Annotated in this window: 15 protein-coding genes; 3 read left to right on the forward strand and 12 right to left on the reverse strand. The window is 58.0% G+C overall.

The window, feature by feature from the left end; translation table 11 throughout:
- Positions 1 to 120: 120 nt before the first annotated feature.
- Positions 121 to 915 carry a hypothetical protein gene (locus tag AC1RM7_RS17630; RefSeq protein WP_006019452.1) on the reverse strand — a complete coding sequence of 265 codons (795 nt, stop codon included), beginning with the start codon at positions 913 to 915 and terminating at the stop codon, positions 121 to 123.
- 476 nt (positions 916 to 1,391) lie between these two features.
- The gene (locus AC1RM7_RS17635) at positions 1,392 to 1,961 is read right to left on the reverse strand and encodes a hypothetical protein (RefSeq protein ID WP_006019451.1); all 570 of its coding nucleotides are present in this window, start codon (positions 1,959 to 1,961) and stop codon (positions 1,392 to 1,394) included.
- 49 nt (positions 1,962 to 2,010) lie between these two features.
- Between AC1RM7_RS17635 and AC1RM7_RS17640 the strand changes: the two genes are divergently transcribed.
- Entirely contained in the window at positions 2,011 to 2,634 is a 624-nt protein-coding gene (locus tag AC1RM7_RS17640) for a hypothetical protein (RefSeq protein ID WP_492839051.1), read from the forward strand.
- 222 nt (positions 2,635 to 2,856) lie between these two features.
- A complete protein-coding gene (locus AC1RM7_RS17645; RefSeq protein WP_492839049.1) occupies positions 2,857 to 3,972 on the forward strand; it encodes a response regulator transcription factor in 1,116 nt (371 codons plus the stop codon).
- Between the two features lie 239 nt (positions 3,973 to 4,211).
- Here the strand turns inward: AC1RM7_RS17645 and AC1RM7_RS17650 are convergent, their stop codons facing one another.
- The 9 genes from AC1RM7_RS17650 to AC1RM7_RS17690 all read right to left on the reverse strand — a co-directional run bounded on the left by AC1RM7_RS17650 (position 4,212) and on the right by AC1RM7_RS17690 (position 14,487).
- The gene (locus AC1RM7_RS17650) at positions 4,212 to 5,306 is read right to left on the reverse strand and encodes a glycerol dehydrogenase (protein WP_492839047.1); all 1,095 of its coding nucleotides are present in this window, start codon (positions 5,304 to 5,306) and stop codon (positions 4,212 to 4,214) included.
- A complete protein-coding gene (locus AC1RM7_RS17655; protein WP_492839045.1) occupies positions 5,303 to 6,067 on the reverse strand; it encodes an SDR family NAD(P)-dependent oxidoreductase in 765 nt (254 codons plus the stop codon). The genes AC1RM7_RS17650 and AC1RM7_RS17655 overlap by 4 nt, the downstream gene beginning before the upstream one ends.
- 14 nt (positions 6,068 to 6,081) lie before the next feature.
- Positions 6,082 to 6,915 (reverse strand): carbohydrate ABC transporter permease, encoded by an 834-nt coding sequence (locus AC1RM7_RS17660; RefSeq protein WP_492839043.1) that lies wholly within the window; start codon positions 6,913 to 6,915, stop codon positions 6,082 to 6,084.
- Complete coding sequence (locus tag AC1RM7_RS17665) at positions 6,915 to 7,775, reverse strand: carbohydrate ABC transporter permease (RefSeq protein ID WP_051054990.1); 861 nt, start codon at positions 7,773 to 7,775, stop codon at positions 6,915 to 6,917. Before AC1RM7_RS17665 ends, AC1RM7_RS17660 begins: the two co-directional genes overlap by 1 nt.
- Before the next feature lie 64 nt (positions 7,776 to 7,839).
- Positions 7,840 to 9,165 (reverse strand): ABC transporter substrate-binding protein, encoded by a 1,326-nt coding sequence (locus AC1RM7_RS17670; protein WP_425993188.1) that lies wholly within the window; start codon positions 9,163 to 9,165, stop codon positions 7,840 to 7,842.
- 60 nt (positions 9,166 to 9,225) lie between these two features.
- Positions 9,226 to 10,278 (reverse strand): ABC transporter ATP-binding protein, encoded by a 1,053-nt coding sequence (locus AC1RM7_RS17675; RefSeq protein ID WP_492839040.1) that lies wholly within the window; start codon positions 10,276 to 10,278, stop codon positions 9,226 to 9,228.
- Between the two features lie 3 nt (positions 10,279 to 10,281).
- A complete protein-coding gene (xylB, locus tag AC1RM7_RS17680; RefSeq protein WP_492839038.1) occupies positions 10,282 to 11,808 on the reverse strand; it encodes a xylulokinase in 1,527 nt (508 codons plus the stop codon).
- A 38-nt stretch (positions 11,809 to 11,846) separates the two neighbouring features.
- Positions 11,847 to 13,328: an FAD-binding oxidoreductase gene (locus tag AC1RM7_RS17685; protein ID WP_006019441.1), complete on the reverse strand. Its 1,482-nt coding sequence runs from the start codon at positions 13,326 to 13,328 to the stop codon at positions 11,847 to 11,849.
- A 145-nt stretch (positions 13,329 to 13,473) separates the two neighbouring features.
- Complete coding sequence (locus AC1RM7_RS17690; protein WP_492943900.1) at positions 13,474 to 14,487, reverse strand: LacI family DNA-binding transcriptional regulator; 1,014 nt, start codon at positions 14,485 to 14,487, stop codon at positions 13,474 to 13,476.
- 149 nt (positions 14,488 to 14,636) lie between these two features.
- Between AC1RM7_RS17690 and arsC the strand changes: the two genes are divergently transcribed.
- Positions 14,637 to 15,041, forward strand: a complete 405-nt coding sequence (gene arsC / locus AC1RM7_RS17695) for an arsenate reductase (glutaredoxin) (protein WP_024921458.1) — start codon at positions 14,637 to 14,639, stop codon at positions 15,039 to 15,041.
- Positions 15,042 to 15,104: 63 nt separating this feature from the next.
- Here arsC and phoB read toward each other — a convergent pair whose 3' ends face one another.
- Positions 15,105 to 15,815, reverse strand: coding sequence for a phosphate regulon transcriptional regulator PhoB (gene phoB, locus AC1RM7_RS17700; protein WP_006019438.1), 711 nt, complete (start codon positions 15,813 to 15,815; stop codon positions 15,105 to 15,107).
- Positions 15,816 to 15,841: the final 26 nt, after the last annotated feature.

Raw genomic sequence — 15,841 nt, forward strand, 5'->3', positions numbered from 1 at the left:
GCTCAAGGAATCGACGATCCTGCGGAGCTAGCCGCGACATCAAATCGTTTTTGGTCGTGTGAGCATGATGGTTCAGGGAAAACCCGCGCGGCGGATGCCGCGCGGGTCTAATTGTGTCAATTAGCTGTGCAGATCGTGACTGTCTTGAATATCGTGACCTGCCGCCTGGATGGTCATGCTGTTGAACTGGATGTTCGCACCCTGTGTGATGGTCTGGTTGAATGCGTCTTGTGTCAGGGCCGCGTCGGCGTGCGAAACTGCACCGCTTGCGTTGGCACCGATGACATCTCCCATCTTGGAGTCCAGCTTGGCGTCGCCGCCCTCGGCCTTCCCGTCCATATGGAAGTCACCTTCGCCGCCCTTGAACGAAACCTTCGGATCGCTCAGGTGGTCGTTGTCAACCAGATTGTTGATCTGATTGAGATCGAAGGCGTTGCTGTACCCGCCGTTGAGGGTCTGGTTCACCACTTCCGGTATGATCACCGAGTTGTGGATGTCGTTGATCCCGTGGAGATCAATAACCGGGCTGCTCAGACCGTCAGCCTTGAGGTCAAGGTCAACCTTCACATCAACAGCGACATTGACCTTGTTGTCGACGGTATTCTCGACCTTGTTGTCAACATTGTTGTCGACGCTGTTGTCGGCCTTGTTGCTTACCTTGTTGTCGAGATTGTTGTCGACCTTGTTGTCGTTGGTGTTGCTGTTCTTGTTGTCGTTCTTGTTATCGTTGCTGTTGTCGTTGCCGTTCTTATTGTCACTCTTGGAATCGAGCGACTGAACAGCGAGCTGGGCTTGACCTTGGGCCTGACCTTGACCTTGTCCCTGAAGCTGTCCCTGCAAGTTGGCCTGCTTCTGATCCTGGTCTTGCTTCTGGTCTTGATTCGGATCGTTCTTCTTCGGCTTCGGATAACCCATGACGAACTCCTATGGGGTAGGAGCATCTCATCGCCTCGAAGATCGCTGATCTTCTACGTCTGCGATCGTCAACGCGCTACGATGCGGTTGAGGTCGGTCTCCCGACTGCGATCCCCTCGCAATTATTTGCGAGACTCCGCATCGTCAGCGTTGCTTATGTAGAAGGCGGGGAATAGCCGCACATTCGAGCATTACGAATCGTCTTAAGCATTAGACGAACGTCACCGATCGATGTGATTCCAGCGGCTCCTAAGCCATTCGAGAGTCCCCAAGCTAATCCTTTCGACTAGTCAGGGTCACCCAAACGGATAATCTTGCACGTCAGGATTGTGGCAATCGCGGTGCGCATGGCAACAGCTGGCAGAAGAAGCCTACGCGCAGGAACGCGAGAACGCAGCGGCAATGTAATCAGCTCGGCGGCTTGTCCACCGAAACCCGTCGCCTCACCTGTAATTGCGGAACTGCACCAAGCCATATCAAGGCGATGGTTTGGCCGAACCCAAATGACTTTCCAGGCGCGGCAGTAAATCCCAGATATCGCGGTTGATGCGCGTCATGTCCTTTGTCGCCTTCACCATGCTTTTCAGCCGCGCTTCATCCATCGGTTTCATTTCACCGAACCGAAGACTATCCTTTGTTTGCACGATGCGCATCGATTGCGTGTGGGTGATCTGGCCGCTCGCGTCGACAATATACATGCAGTGATTGAATTCGTTACGGACAACGGTCGACTCATTAAACCGCTCAATGATCTTGGAAAGCGCCTTCTCGAGATTTGGGTCCCGGATGGTGATCTTCGCCAGACGCTGAATCAGATCCAGCCGCGCGCGCGTGGTGTTAAGCGTGGCAAAGGTCAGCGCCGCAGATGCCTGATCCGTTCGCAGAAGGAGCATGAGAACGTAAATGAACAGACTCTCGTTATTGGTCCAGCTTGAAACCAGATTACCGATCAGCGCCAGAATGAGCGTGCGGCGATCGGCCGACGCGGGCGCCGATGCTGCAAGCGCCTCGAAATCGGGCTTTGTCGGAAGCCGGCTGGACACCATGGACAGGTCCACTCCTGACGGGTCTGGAGCACCGCACGATTATTGATGTATGATCCAGCAGGTCCTTGAACAAAACAAGGGCGGCATTGGCATTCTGACACTTTTTGGAGACATTGCGGAGTGCAGCGACATGTGGCGCTGGGCCCTAGACCTATCCAAAGTTCGCAGAGCTCACAGGGCTGCAACCGCTGTGATCTCGCCCATGGTCGAGAAAAGCCGCCACCGCCTCGGGGGCATATCTGACCTCACATGGTCGGACCCATACATGGTCGGCTTCATGGTCATGTTGATCACCATCGCGGCCAGGATCGAAGCCGGCAAGATCGAGGGCGAAGCTTTGTGTCGCGTACAGGCCAGATCTTGGGAAGACATCACCACGATACGATCCGGCCTAATCGGCGAAGAGGTGCTTTTGTTGAGCACCTCATGCAATCGAGATTTTGAAACCGGCTGCCGGAATGCATTCGCCTTCGGCTCGATGCTTGTCGGGAATTCAATCCTCTTTGCCGGCGCTGGGACAGGATGGCAGGACCGGCCCCGCGACCTGCAAGAAGCAGATTCGACAATCACAGAGCGGGATGACGTATCAGCTGCATGGGAGCGCTTTTTCGATGCGCACGTTTCAGCGTACGTCCGTGATAATATGGTAGAGCCAGGCGCAGCACCCCTCTAAAGTTCCCCTAGTGGAACCGGTTGGAGGACACGTTTGACGTGCAGCCCACTTTCAAAACGCAAGTTTGTGCAGCGCGATGAGCCCTCACATAAAAACGTTGCAGGATTGCAAAAAAGGGGGACTATACTGAGGATTAAGGGCAAATTGATTAGACCCGCTAAACATTGCGTTTTGAAATGGAAAGGCCCGTGCGACCACCGAAGTAATGAGTAGGGGCGTATTATGAGTATCACCGGTTATTCAAATTCAGCTTCATTCCGCGAACGACAACAAGCTTTGGACGATTTGTCTGAACAAATTTCTCGTAGCGAATTTCAGAATAATCCCGCTGAACAAAATGCCAGTCGGCGTCACAATACACATTCCAACGGTCACTCTCTGCAATTCACACTCAAGCAATCCATTTTGAGAAAATCGCTTCCGAGCAGAGCTCGTCTCTTCATGCGAGATGGCGCTGACCACCCTTCTTCACCGGCCGTGCACACCCGTTTAGACTCTGCCTGCAAGCACGAGACGAATTCACAGGATGCACGCCCGCTTCCTCCGCGCCATCGCGCAGATCCCAAAGCCCAAACCAAGCCCAATGAAATTAGGCATCTCAACGGCGCCAACGAAAAGGATCACAATAACAAACCTCCTCCTGTAAAAAAGCCAGGGATCGTCGTGATCCATCAGCGCGCATTTTTTCGTGACTGTTTTGTTCGCTGTCTTGAAGTTTCCTACCGAAGCCATGGCATTTTCGCATTCACCAATATCTTTGAGTGGAGAAACTCCACCGAACAGAACGCTCTCACTCCAGCCGTGATCGTATTCTTTGTCGATGGCAGCGGATCGTCCAGCGTCGCAGACCTTCAGTTTCTTGAATCCAGCGCCGCCGATATTCCTGTCGTCATCATGTCCGACATCGACGACACGAACTATGTGATGCACGCGCTGAGAAATGGAGCACGCGGCTACATCCCAACTAGCTTACCATTCAATGTTGCCGTTGAAGCTGTGCGCCTGGTGGAAGCCGGCGGAACATTTGTGCCTGTCAGCAGCCTTGAGCTCGATCGCAACAAGCAGCCAGCGGTGTCCAAAACAAGCGAGCTTTTGACAGAAAGGCAGATGATGGTCGTCGAAGCGCTCTGTCAGGGGATGGCTAATAAGCAGATCGCCTATGAGCTTGGTATGAGCGAGCATACAGTTAAAGTCCATCTTCGCCACATCATGAGAAAGCTCAAGGTCAGAAACAGGACTGAGGTTGCCGTCCTGACCAAGGATTTCTTTGAAAAGACAAACGATCACAAGTGGCTGGAGTCTGGGACCGGCAGCCATAAGGATGTTCAGTCTTCCTGATTGCGCGTGAGCCAGCACGAAATTTCTAACAAGCGAACTGTCGAGGCATCCAGCGAATAAGGTCGCAATTTAGCTCATTTGGATGGAATGGCGATCTGCGCTGAATCACCACCCAATCTCAAAAAAATTTGTCGCCCGCCCTGCTTCAACACGTGACGGACTGACTTGTCCGCTCGGAAGGTCCTGCCGGAACCGATCAAGGCCTTGGACCCTCTGGTGAGTCTTTGGCCAGACTGAGCTCAACTACCCGATCTCGCGAAACGGTCTGCCTTGTCGAGCGCGGCCACGAGGCTTTGCTCAGTCACCGCCCCTACAAACTGCCTCAGATACGGCGCTTCGGCGATCGAGCGCTGCGCGATCGTCTGGATGCCATCCTGCCTGTCGCCGGAAAACCCGAGGTCCTTCAGGCTTGTCGGCAGGCCAACCGTCTTGAAGAACGTCATTATGTCGGCGAGAAATTCTTGTGATCTCTGCTCCAGACAGAGCTGCGTAAGAAGACCGAATGCCACCTGTTCACCATGCAGCGCGCCGTTGAGCGATGGAATGGCCGAGAAGCCACGCGTCAGCGAGTGCGCAATCGACAGCCCGCCGCTTTCAAAACCTAATCCGCTGAGCAGAATTGTCGCTTCCACGATATTCTCAAACGCAGCGTCAGGCTCCTTCCGATCGACTGCCACGAGCGATGCAACCGCATCCCTCCGGATCACCTGATAGCACTGGTTCGCAATTGAAACCGCGAGCTCGGCCGGTCGAGCCTTGTAGAAATTCATGCCACCGGAATTAAAACACTGCTCAGCTTCGAACTTCTTCGAGAGTGCATCGCCAATGCCCGCAACAAAAAATCTGCGCGGTGCGCGTGCGATGATCGATGTATCGACAACGACCGCGTCCGGATTGGTCGGCATCAGCCTGACTTCTTTCAGGACATGATCGTCAGTGTAGACGATCGCAAGGCGGCTGGTGGGCGCATCGTTCGAGGCGACCGTCGGCACCACGATAATGCCTCCGCCTCGCTGAATCCGGACACCCTTTGCGGTATCGATCGCCTTGCCGCCACCAATCGCGACAACCACGTCTGTACTTGCAGCGCCAGCCTTGCCCGCCATTGCGTCGATCTGGGTAGCTGAACATTCGCCCGAAAATTCAGCGAACTCTATGCTGTCGGTGCACGGTTGAAGCAGTGTTTCGAGTTGCTCGCGAAGGACTCCCATCACCGCGACATCCGCCACGACCAGGGGGCGGCGGCCATACAGCGGAACCAGTGCCGAAAGCTCATTCAGAGCGCCGGGGCCCTGTACATACCGATGCGGGCCGCCGAAAGCTCGAATGGTCATTGGTCACCCCAGAAGAAGTCACGCTTGCCGCCATCCATGCAGATCAGCGCGCCATTGATAAAAGCGGCTTGAGTGGAGCACAGAAATGCGATCAGCGAACCCACTTCGTCGGGCTGGCAGAACCGGCCGAGAGGGTTTTGCCCAGCGATGATGGCGCGCTTCTCGGCGGAAAAGCCGGCGATCAGCGCGGTCTCGACATAACCCGGCGCGATGGCATTCACGGTGATGCCGGCGCTGCCGACTTCCTTGGCCAGCGTCCGCGTGAAACCAATGACCCCTGCCTTCGCCGCGGAGTAGTTCGTCACGCCGGGACGTCCACCCCCGGTGACATTCATCGATGAGGTATTCACGATCCGCCCGAAGTTCCGCTCGCGCATGAACGGCACTGCATACTTGCTGCACAGGAATGTGCTTCGCAGGTGAGTCCGAACAATGATGTCCCAATCGTCAAGGGACATGTTCTCGGCAAGGCTTCCGAGATGGCGGCCGCCGGCACCCGCGTTGTTGACCAGTATGTCGAGTTGCCCGAGACCCCGGTACGCCTCGCGCACGACCGCTTCCGCGCCAGCTTCTTCTGACACGTCGCCAATACAGGCGACGGCGGCAGTTCCGCTCGCGCGCAACTCTGCGACAGTGGCATCAGCGGCATCGCGATCGATGTCGTTGATTGCGATCGAACAACCCTCCGCCGCCAGCGCAAGTGCCTCAGCCTTGCCGATGCCGCGTGCCGCGCCGGTGACCAGCGCTGCTTTGCCTTTCAATCCGAGATCCATAATTAGCCTTTTACTGCACCGGCACCGAGGCCTTGAATGAAGTACTGCGTCAGGAGCGCGAACGCTGCGAACAGCGGCAGCGCGATCAGCGTCGAGCCCGCCATGATCTCGCCCCACCGCAAATCGAATGAGCCGACCATCGAGGCAAGCCCCACCGGAAGGGTCTTGTTGGCATCGCTGCCGATCATGATGAGCGCGAAGGTGTAGTCGGTCCAGGACAGCAGAAACGAGAAGATTGCAACGGTAATAAGCCCTGGCAGCGAGAGCGGAAGAACGACGCGTAAAAATGCCCCGAGTCGGGTGCAGCCATCGACCATCGCGGCCTCTTCCAACTCAAACGGCATGCCTTTGAAGAAGCCCCACAGAAACCAGACCCCGAGGGGGAGCGTCAGTGTCAGGTGCGACGCGATCAGCCCAATCAGCGTGTCGCTCAAGCCGAGCCGCGCAAAGATCGTGAACATAGGAATCGCGATCAGCAGCGGCGGGAACATATAGGCGTAGAGCATCGCGCCGACGATGAGCTTCTTGCCGCGAATGCGCTGGCGCGTCACGGCGTAAGCAATCATCACCGAAAAGACCATGGTCACGACGACCGTGACCACCGCCACGACGACGCTGTTCATGAAGTGGGTCGGATAGTCGGTCAGTTCGAGCAGGTTACGGTAGTATTCCAGCGTGAATGGCCCCGGCATAAGGGAGACCGTGCTGAGCAGGCTCGTCGGCTCGCGGAGGCTGGAAATGAACATCCAGTAGATCGGAAACGCCGAATAGATCGCGATCACGATTGCGGCGGCATAGAGACTGAGTCGGGCGGGGAGCGATTTAACGGCGGCCATTAATCGTCCTCCAACGGGAAGATACGGAAGTAGAAGAACACGGCCACCGACAGGATCGCGAACGAGATCGTCGCAATCGCAGCACCGCCGCCGATGTCGAACAGGCTGAACGCGTGACGATAGGACAGGATGGCAAGATGTTCGGTGGAGCCGACCGGGCCGCCGCGGGTCAGAAGCCAGATTACGTCGAATTTGTTGAACATCCAGATTGCGCGCAGCAATACCACCACGGTGAGGATCGGCTTCAGCATCGGCAAGGTAATGTGGAAGAAGCGCTGAACCGCCGTAGTGCCGTCGACTCGTGCTGCCTCGTAAAGGGATGTCGGCACCGTTTGCAGCGCCGCCAGAAAGCATGTCGTGACAAATGGTGTCCACATCCAGACGCTGACGAGAACGACAGATGTCATTGCCGCGCCTGAGCTCTCAAACCAATTCACCGGCGGCAGGCCCATCGCGGCGATAGTCTTGGTGATAATGCCGATACTGCCGTCCACCATCCATTTAAACGTCAGGATCACGACCACGGTGGGCAAAAGATACGGTAGGATGGACAATCCGCGCACGAAGTTTCGGCCTGGAAACGTCTCGTTCAGGATCAGCGCGAATCCGATGCCAAGCACGACTTGAAGCACGATCGACCCGAGAGAATAAAGCACACCGTTCCAGAGTGCGCGCCAGAACTCGGGTAACTTCAGAATTGCGATGTAATTATCGAAGCCAGCCCACTTGGCTTCGCCAACGAACGAATCAAGCTTGTAAAAGCTCAGGCTGATCGCATACGCCACCGGCGCAACGATCAAAACGAGCGTCACGAGAAGTCCGATCACCAGGAAGGTGTATATCGTCGCCTTCGAACTCAACTTCGTCTTTCCGGGGAAGAGCCCGGCCGGGAGCATCCGGCCGAGCAGTTGGCACACGCGTTTCTTATGATGCCGTGAGCTTGCGCATCTTGTCTCCAGCCGCCTTGACGCATTCGGTCGCCGGCATGTTCTTCAAGACGCGATTTTGCAACATCTCGGGGATCACAAAGCCTTCGAACACCTTACCCGGACGCAGGTCCGGCGCCGGGCCTTCCGTGTCGACGGACGTCAGGATCATCGACTTGTCGACGATGAAATTTTTCATCGTCTCCACCGCATCCTTGTGCTTCTCGATCAGCGGGTGGGCGCGCCAGCGGGCGTCCTCGTAGACATCGAGGCGTGGCGGCTGGAAGTGCAGCGGCGCGGTGTGCAGGAAGTTGATGTACTGGTTCTCGGTGAACCATTTCATGAACTTCATCGATTCACTGGAGTTCGGCGTCTTCAGCACAACCCAGCCGTCATAGCCGTGGTTGACGGCCTTCGCCTTCCCTGCGCTGTCCATGTACGGCGTAATACCGTACTTGGTCGCGAGAGCCGGCGACGTGCGCTCCAACGCTTCAATGATACGGCCCGCATAGGCAGTGTGTCCGACCTTGTCCGAGGAGAAATTGGAGAGAACCTCGCCGAAGCTCGCCTGGCTGGTGCCGGACGGCATGGTCTTGTAAAGGTCGGCGAAGAAATCGAGATATGCCGCGACCTTCGGAGCGTTCGCCGCGTTATCGATGGAGACATTCCATTTGTCGTCGAAAAGCTTGACGCCCTCGGCCCACATGAAGCCCGGCGACAGCCAGTTGGTCGCGCCGTTGCTGCCGATCGGGAACAGCGAGCCTGAGCGGCCATCCTCGTTCAGCGCCTGTGAATTCTTCAGCATCTCGGCCCAGGTCTTAGGGACGCTCAAGCCCTTCTTCTCGTAGAGATCTTTGCGATAGTAGATCCAGGCCAGATTGTAGTCGTAGGGATACCAGTAGACCTCATTCTTGATGGGGAAGAGAATTTTCGGTCCCCACTTGTGCTTGCTGGTCAGTTCGGTCAGCGGCATCAAATGCCCTTCGGCCTGCAGCAGCAGAACGTGACCGACGAATGCGAATGTCGCGATATCATAGGGCTGACCGCCGCGCAGAGACGTCGTCACCTTGGTGAAGGCATCGTCGAGCGGCACCGAGTCAACAATAACTTGCGTACCTGTCATCCGCTCATACTCGGCACAGGCAACTTTCAGCGCGCGAATGCTGTCGATGGAAGTTTCGGTGTTCAGGAAGCGGATGGTTTTCTTGCCCTGGCCCCATACCGCCGGTGCGCCGAGCGTGCCTGCGGCAAGACCCGCGCCAACTGCTCCCGCGCCCTTGATGAGCGTACGCCGATCGATATTCGATATTCCGTCTTTAGCCATTTCCCTTGTCTCCCCTAGAAATTTCACTGTTGTGAACGTTCGTTTTGGTTTCTTGGTCGTCTAAAGTCGCTGCCCCGTTGACTTCGAGAACAGGTGGAGCCGTCCAGCCTGCAGCCGGACGGGAATTCGTTGGCCGAACTTCCAGTTATCGACACGGTCGGTAAGAATGCGCAGACGGGCCCCGCTCACTTCTCCGATCGTCAGTGTCTGAGCTCCTAGTTGCTCGATGACGCCGACCTCAAATGCCAACGCGTCGGGTCCTTCGCCAAGTGCGATATGTTCGGGCCGGATACCGAGCACGACATCCTCGTTGGCCGCTCGGTATAGCTCGGGCAGAGAAACCCGCAGCGCACCACTCTCGAACACGCCATTGGACGCCCGTCCTTCGACGAGATTCATTTCCGGCGAACCGATAAATCCCGCCACAAACAGATTCACGGGGCGATCGTAAACTTCGAGCGGAGCCCCAACCTGCTGTACGTGACCGTCGCGCATGATGACGATACGATTGGCAAGCGTCATCGCCTCGACCTGATCGTGGGTCACATACACCATGCTGGTGCCGACTTCCTGGTGCAGGCGGGCGATTTCCTCTCGCATCCGGACACGCAGCTTGGCGTCCAGGTTCGACAGCGGCTCGTCCAGCAAAAACACCTCAGGTTCACGCACGAGCGCACGGCCGAGTGCGACGCGCTGCATCTGGCCGCCCGAAAGCTGTTTCGGCTTACGCTTCAGGAATTCATCAAGACCCAGCATTTTCGCTGCGCGCTGTACTCTCATGTCAATCTGCGCAGGATCCATCTTTCGCATCCGCAAACCGAAGGCGAGATTCTCGTAAATCGTCTTGTGCGGATAGAGCGCGTAGTTCTGGAATACCATAGCGATGTTACGATCTTTCGGCTCCAGCGCGGTAACATCGCGGTCACCGATAAAGAGTTTGCCCGAGGTAATTTCCTCAAGGCCCGCCATCATGCGCAGCGTTGTCGACTTTCCGCAGCCTGATGGCCCCAGGAACACCACGAATTCACCGTCGCGAATCGTCAGATCAACGCCGTGAACGGCGACAACCGGACCGTAAGCCTTGCGAACCTTTTCGAGCCTAATCTCTGACATGCATCACTTGTTCTGACGGGCCACGAAACCGTGGATGCGATGATTAATCGGCGCGAGCGCCTTCTGAATATCGCGGTAAATCGGAAAACCCTGATCGTAGACAGCGGTCCGCGCCGGATCCGGCACCGCCCGCGATACGATTTGAACGACACCGGCGGCCGCACGCTCATCCCTGAAAACGCCAATGCCGACGCCTGCCAGCAATGCCGCGCCATACGAGGCATCAGCAACGGCGGGCAGTTCAACCGTGATGTTCAGCACGTCGGCGACGATCTGTCGCCACAAGGCGCTGCGCGCACCGCCACCCGTCAAGCGCGCCGTCGAAAATCCAAGACCCTTGGACTTCATGACCTCAAGACAATCCCGCAGGGAATAGGCCACGCCCTCGTAGAGCGCGCGGACAAAATGGCCGCCGCCGTGGTTGAAGCCTGCACCGACGAAATCCGCCCGCAGCAGCGGATCCCAGTAAGGACTGCGTTCGCCATTCAGATAAGGATGGAAGAACAATCCCTCAGCGCCGGGCGGCACCGCAGATGCTCGGGTATCCATGGCATCGAAAACTGCGCTGCCGTCTTCACCGTCACTGCGGAAGAATGTATCGCGCAGCCATTTGTGCGCGGACGCGCAGGAGTTGGTAGCGGCAATGACGTACCAGTGGTCCGGCACGACATGATAGTAATTGATCAGCGAGAAGTCTGGCTGGGCCTTGGGCGACAGCACATTCACGGTCGCTGCCGTTGCCAGCTTCACGACCCCCATTCCCTCGCGCACCATGCCCGCGCCAAAAGTCTCCGCCGCGGTATCGGACGTGCCGCAGACCACCGGCGTGCCTTCCGCCAGGCCTGTCGCCTGCGCAGCTTTCGCCGTCACCTTGCCGACAATGGCGCTCGGCTTGACGATCGGCGGCAATGTTGCCATCGGCCAGCCAATCATGTCGCACAGTTCTTTCGACCACTCTACCTTCTGTGCATCCAGCATCAGAGTGCCCAGAGCATCAATAGTATCGGTCTCCCAAGTACCGGTGAATTGCGCGCGCAGCCAATCCTTGGCGATATAAAGCCGCCTGACGCGCGCGAACGCTTCCGGCTCATGCGTGCGCAGCCACTGCATCTGCGGCAACGTCCAGGTCGGGTTGGCGCGATTGGCCCCGATCTCCAGAATACGCGCGTCAGCCTTGTCGCGAAGCTGCAGTGTCTCCTCGCGGCTGCGCTGATCGTTCCACAAAATCGCGGGGCGGATCACGTGACCGTCGGCATCCTCGAGCACCTGCGTGTGAGCGCCGGCCGAGAACGAAATCGCGGCGATATCGGACGCGGGGCGCCCGGACGCTTTCAAACCGCGGCGTAACGCATCGCAAGCCGCCAACCACCAGTCATCAGGGTTCTGCTCGCTCCAGCCCGGATGTGGCGACGACGTCGCGACGGGCGCGGACGCCTCGCTGACCAGCGAACCATCACTCCTGATGATGCTGATCTTGAGCGAGCCGGCACCGAGATCGATGCCGACCAGGAGAGGATCAGACACAGCCATGCGCACCCTCCCCGAATGCCGCGCCGCTGCGCGTCCTGTCAATCACGGCGAATGTCTTTCGCGTTAGGCCCCGGACGCAAACCTAGCTTGCCGGGATTCAGGAGATTGGCGGGATCGAGCGCATCCTTGATTGTCTGGAGCACATTGAGACCCGCGCCGAGTTCGCGCTGCATCCATGGATTTCTGAACAAGCCGGCGCCGTGATGATGCGCGATCGAGCCGCCGTGATCGAGCGTCAGTTCCTGCACCGCATCCCAAAGTCTGGCGTGGATCGGCAGCGCGACCTCATCTGCCATCGGCGGCAGGCGGATCGTCATGTATTGGCATGCGCCTTCGGGATAGACGTGCGACCAGTGCGCGCCGAAATGAACGCCCGGATGAATCTTGCGTACAGCGTTGCCGATGGCGTCATACATCGCGGGGATTGCCGACCAGTTACCGGTCACCTCAATGGTGTCATTGAAATAGCCCGCATCGTGCCACTTCTGCGAGTAAGCGACGTAGCGGTTTTCCTTCCAATGGTGGAACGGAGCATCAGGTCCGATTTCGCCGCCAAGTTCCTTGGCGATCGCCAGCGCCATATCCTGCTCGACTGTGACCAGCGGCTCGCTGCCACTGAACATCATCATGGCCAGATAGGGCTTGGTCTTGAACAATGCGATGTCCTTAGTACGCTCATCGCTCTCAACCCTATCGTAAAGACGCACGACGGCCGGGCGCAGTTCTGCTTGCATAATGAGCCGCGCGCAGTCCCAAGCCGCCTGCTGCGTCGGAAACGCCAGCACAACACCGCGCTCGATCTCAGGCTTTTTCCAGATTCGCAGCGTGGCCTCCGTAATAATGCCGAAGGCACCTTCACCGCCGATCATCAGATCTCGGATTGACGGACCGACCGAGCGCCGCGCAACCGGGCGCACTTCAAGCGGCGTGCCGTCCGGCAGCACGGCTTTCAATCCGGCAACGATGTCCTCGATCTTTCCATAACGGCTGCTGGCCTGTCCTCCGCCACGGCAGGCGAGCCAGCCGCCGACGGTGGAAATCTCGATCGACTGCGGTAAATGACCGCACGTGTATCCGGCTTCATTGAGCTGACGCTCGAACTCGGCGCCGTTCATGCCCGCCTGCACGGTCACGACTGCATCGGTCGGGTTGATCGAAACGATTTTATCGAGCCGGCGCGTGTCCAGCATGATCTCGCCGCCGAGCGGAATCGCGCCGCCCAGAACACCCGAGCCGTTGCCATAGGGAATGATCGGAGTATTCCGCGCCCTGGCAAGCTGAACGACGCGAATAATCTCATCCTCGTTCGCTGGACGCACAACGAGACGTGGCACCGCTCCGGCAAGAGTGCCGGCGCGCTCGCGGAAAACAGCGAATGGCAGGCGATCGCGCGCATAGCCGAGGCGCTGATCGAATGATGCTAGAACGTTGTCATTACCGACGATTGCCCCAAAAGCAGAGACGAGGCTTTCATCGACACGATCGGTTTCGCGCACGGCGGCGATGGTGGTTGCAGTCATGACAGCCCCTTTTCAGAGGCCAAATTCGCCACGCTCACTCGGCGCACTCCCCTGATCGCATTATATTTTCTCGTGATTGAACAAATGGCTTGCACAATCGTTTGTTCAAACGTCTTACAAACGGCCCCTGCGGTCAAGTTAAAATTTAGCGCGGGGCTGGGCCTGTGGAAGCGCGGATGACGAGACCGTCTGGCGCGAGAGGCGCGACAGGTTGCGGCGTACCGCCGTTCAAAAGATCGATCAGAAGATCGGAAGCAATTTCACCCATCAACTCCGTAGGCATCTTCACCGACGTCAATTGCGGATAAAGCATTGTGGCAACCGGCGCATCGTGCAGGCCCATCACCGATATGTCGCGTGGAATTTGCAGACCCGCTTCATGCAACAGAGCCATCGCACCCGCCGCGGTGACCAGCGTGGCGCCAAGAACAGCCGTCGGCTTCAGTGCAAGAAGACTGCGCATCGCATCCGCTCCGCCCTCCGCCGTGTATCCAGCAACGGCGACCAGCTTCGGATCGAACGGAATACCGTGCCGCTTCAATCCGTCGCGATATCCGGCCAGTCGTTCGCCGGCGTTGAACCCGCCGGGACGGCCCGCAAGATGTGCGATCCGCTTGTGACCCATCTGCGCCAAATGATCGACGGCAATTGCCGCAGCGGCGCGGCTGTCGAGCACGACACAATAAGGGCTGCCCGACAGTTGCCGGTTGAGCAGCACGAATGGCGTATGGGTCGATTCAAGCTCTTCGCGCAACAGGGCGTCATCGTCGAGGCTCGCAACCAGCAGCCCGTCGGCGCGGTTGCCGTGAGACAGACGGTGATAGACGGCGTCGGTCGCGCCCGACTCCCGGTGCGCAATCAGCAACGAATAGCCATGCCGTGCGGAGGATTTTTCGGCACCGCGAATGGCAGACGCAAACACCGGGTTATCGAGTTGCGGAACGATGAGACCGAGCGTCCGGCTGCGTGACGTTCGCAAACCCTGCGCGAGCGTATTTGGTGAATAATCCAGACTACGAGCGCTTTCGAGAATCCGCTCTCGCGTCTCTGGACGAATGCGCTGGCTCTCCTCGCCGCGCAGCACCCGTGAAGCGGTGGATACGTCGACCCCCGCCATACGTGCAACATCGGCTAGCCTCGGCCTCATCGATTCCTGCATCCCAAACGACGTTAGCGCGGCGAGCGTAGACTTGGAGGCTCTATAAAACAAGCAAGCGCAAGGCCCGGACTCGACGCATTCCGGCCGTCAACGTACAAGGCTTGAGCGGTCGAAAACCGGATTGGCCTGGTTAAAAGACGGATGCAGCCATGAACGTCACCATCTATCACAACCCGGATTGCGGAACGTCCCGCAACACGCTGGCAATGATCCGGCAAAGCGGCATCGAGCCCACAATTATCGAGTATCTGAAGCAGCCGCCCACCCGCTCAGAACTGATCGAGCTCATTGCGGCGATGGGAGTTTCTGTGCACTCGCTTTTGCGCGAGAAGGGCACACCCTATGCCGAGCTTGGGCTCGGCGATCCGAAATGGACAGATGATGATCTGATCGATCAGATGCTCGCACACCCAATCCTGATCAATCGGCCGATCGTCGTGACACCTAAGGGCGTCAAGCTGTGCCGGCCCTCGGAGGCTGTGCTTGACGTTCTGCCAAATCCGCACATAGGCAGGTTCGTCAAGGAAGACGGCGACGTCGTCAACCCTGTGTGAGGCACGTCGCTGCCGATGACCAACACCCTGCTTATGCGAGGTGAAGGTCAGGCAACTTGCGACTCAGTTTTGCGAATCAGCCTTGGCGAAGCGATCGTCAAGCGCGTAGCCCGCGCCACGAACCGTGCGGATCGGATCCGACTCGCGCCCAAGATTCAGCAGCTTCCTGAGACGGCCGATGTGTACGTCCACCGTGCGCTCGTCGATATAGATGTCACGGCCCCACACGCCATCGAGCAGCTGCTCGCGGCTGAACACACGCCCCGGGTGTTCCAGGAAGAACTCCAGAAGCCGGTATTCGGTCGGGCCCAAGTCGATCGGGCGGCCAGAACGGGCAACGCGCCGCCGGTCACGATCTAGTTCGATGTCGCCAAAGGCGAGAACGGTCGCGAGGCGTTCGGGACTTGCGCGCCGCAGCAGACCCTTCACACGCGCCAGCAGTTCCGGCACCGAGAACGGTTTGACGATATAGTCGTCCGCTCCGGTCGCAAGGCCCCTCACCCTTTCGCTTTCCTCGCCGCGCGCGGTCAGCATGATAATCGGAATCTGCTTGGTCTCGGGTCGTGCACGCAACCGGCGGCAAAGCTCGATCCCGGACAGGCCTGGAAGCATCCAGTCGAGCACGATGAGATCGGGAACATGTTCCTTGAGCCGGGTGTCCGCATCGTCGCCGCGGGCAACCGTCTCGACGTCGTAGCCCTCGGCATCCAGGTTGTAGCGAAGCAGCGTGGTCAACGCCTCTTCGTCCTCGACCACAAGAATTCGGGCGCTCATTTCAAGTCCTTTAGTTCGTCTTACAA

It is taken from the genome of Afipia sp. GW822-FHT03D08 (genome assembly GCF_058801645.1).

What these genes read in the sequence shown, in the direction of transcription:
- AC1RM7_RS17690 (WP_492943900.1), bottom strand. Translation starts at nt 14,487, where the DNA reads ATGCAGGAATCGATGAGGCCGAGGCTAGCCGATGTTGCACGTATGGCG.
- AC1RM7_RS17635 (WP_006019451.1), bottom strand. Translation starts at nt 1,961, where the DNA reads ATGGTGTCCAGCCGGCTTCCGACAAAGCCCGATTTCGAGGCGCTTGCA.
- arsC (WP_024921458.1), top strand. Translation starts at nt 14,637, where the DNA reads ATGAACGTCACCATCTATCACAACCCGGATTGCGGAACGTCCCGCAAC.
- AC1RM7_RS17650 (WP_492839047.1), bottom strand. Translation starts at nt 5,306, where the DNA reads ATGACCATTCGAGCTTTCGGCGGCCCGCATCGGTATGTACAGGGCCCC.
- AC1RM7_RS17630 (WP_006019452.1), bottom strand. Translation starts at nt 915, where the DNA reads ATGGGTTATCCGAAGCCGAAGAAGAACGATCCGAATCAAGACCAGAAG.
- AC1RM7_RS17675 (WP_492839040.1), bottom strand. Translation starts at nt 10,278, where the DNA reads ATGTCAGAGATTAGGCTCGAAAAGGTTCGCAAGGCTTACGGTCCGGTT.
- AC1RM7_RS17645 (WP_492839049.1), top strand. Translation starts at nt 2,857, where the DNA reads ATGAGTATCACCGGTTATTCAAATTCAGCTTCATTCCGCGAACGACAA.
- xylB (WP_492839038.1), bottom strand. Translation starts at nt 11,808, where the DNA reads ATGGCTGTGTCTGATCCTCTCCTGGTCGGCATCGATCTCGGTGCCGGC.
- AC1RM7_RS17685 (WP_006019441.1), bottom strand. Translation starts at nt 13,328, where the DNA reads ATGACTGCAACCACCATCGCCGCCGTGCGCGAAACCGATCGTGTCGAT.
- AC1RM7_RS17670 (WP_425993188.1), bottom strand. Translation starts at nt 9,165, where the DNA reads ATGGCTAAAGACGGAATATCGAATATCGATCGGCGTACGCTCATCAAG.
- phoB (WP_006019438.1), bottom strand. Translation starts at nt 15,815, where the DNA reads ATGAGCGCCCGAATTCTTGTGGTCGAGGACGAAGAGGCGTTGACCACG.
- AC1RM7_RS17640 (WP_492839051.1), top strand. Translation starts at nt 2,011, where the DNA reads ATGATCCAGCAGGTCCTTGAACAAAACAAGGGCGGCATTGGCATTCTG.
- AC1RM7_RS17660 (WP_492839043.1), bottom strand. Translation starts at nt 6,915, where the DNA reads ATGGCCGCCGTTAAATCGCTCCCCGCCCGACTCAGTCTCTATGCCGCC.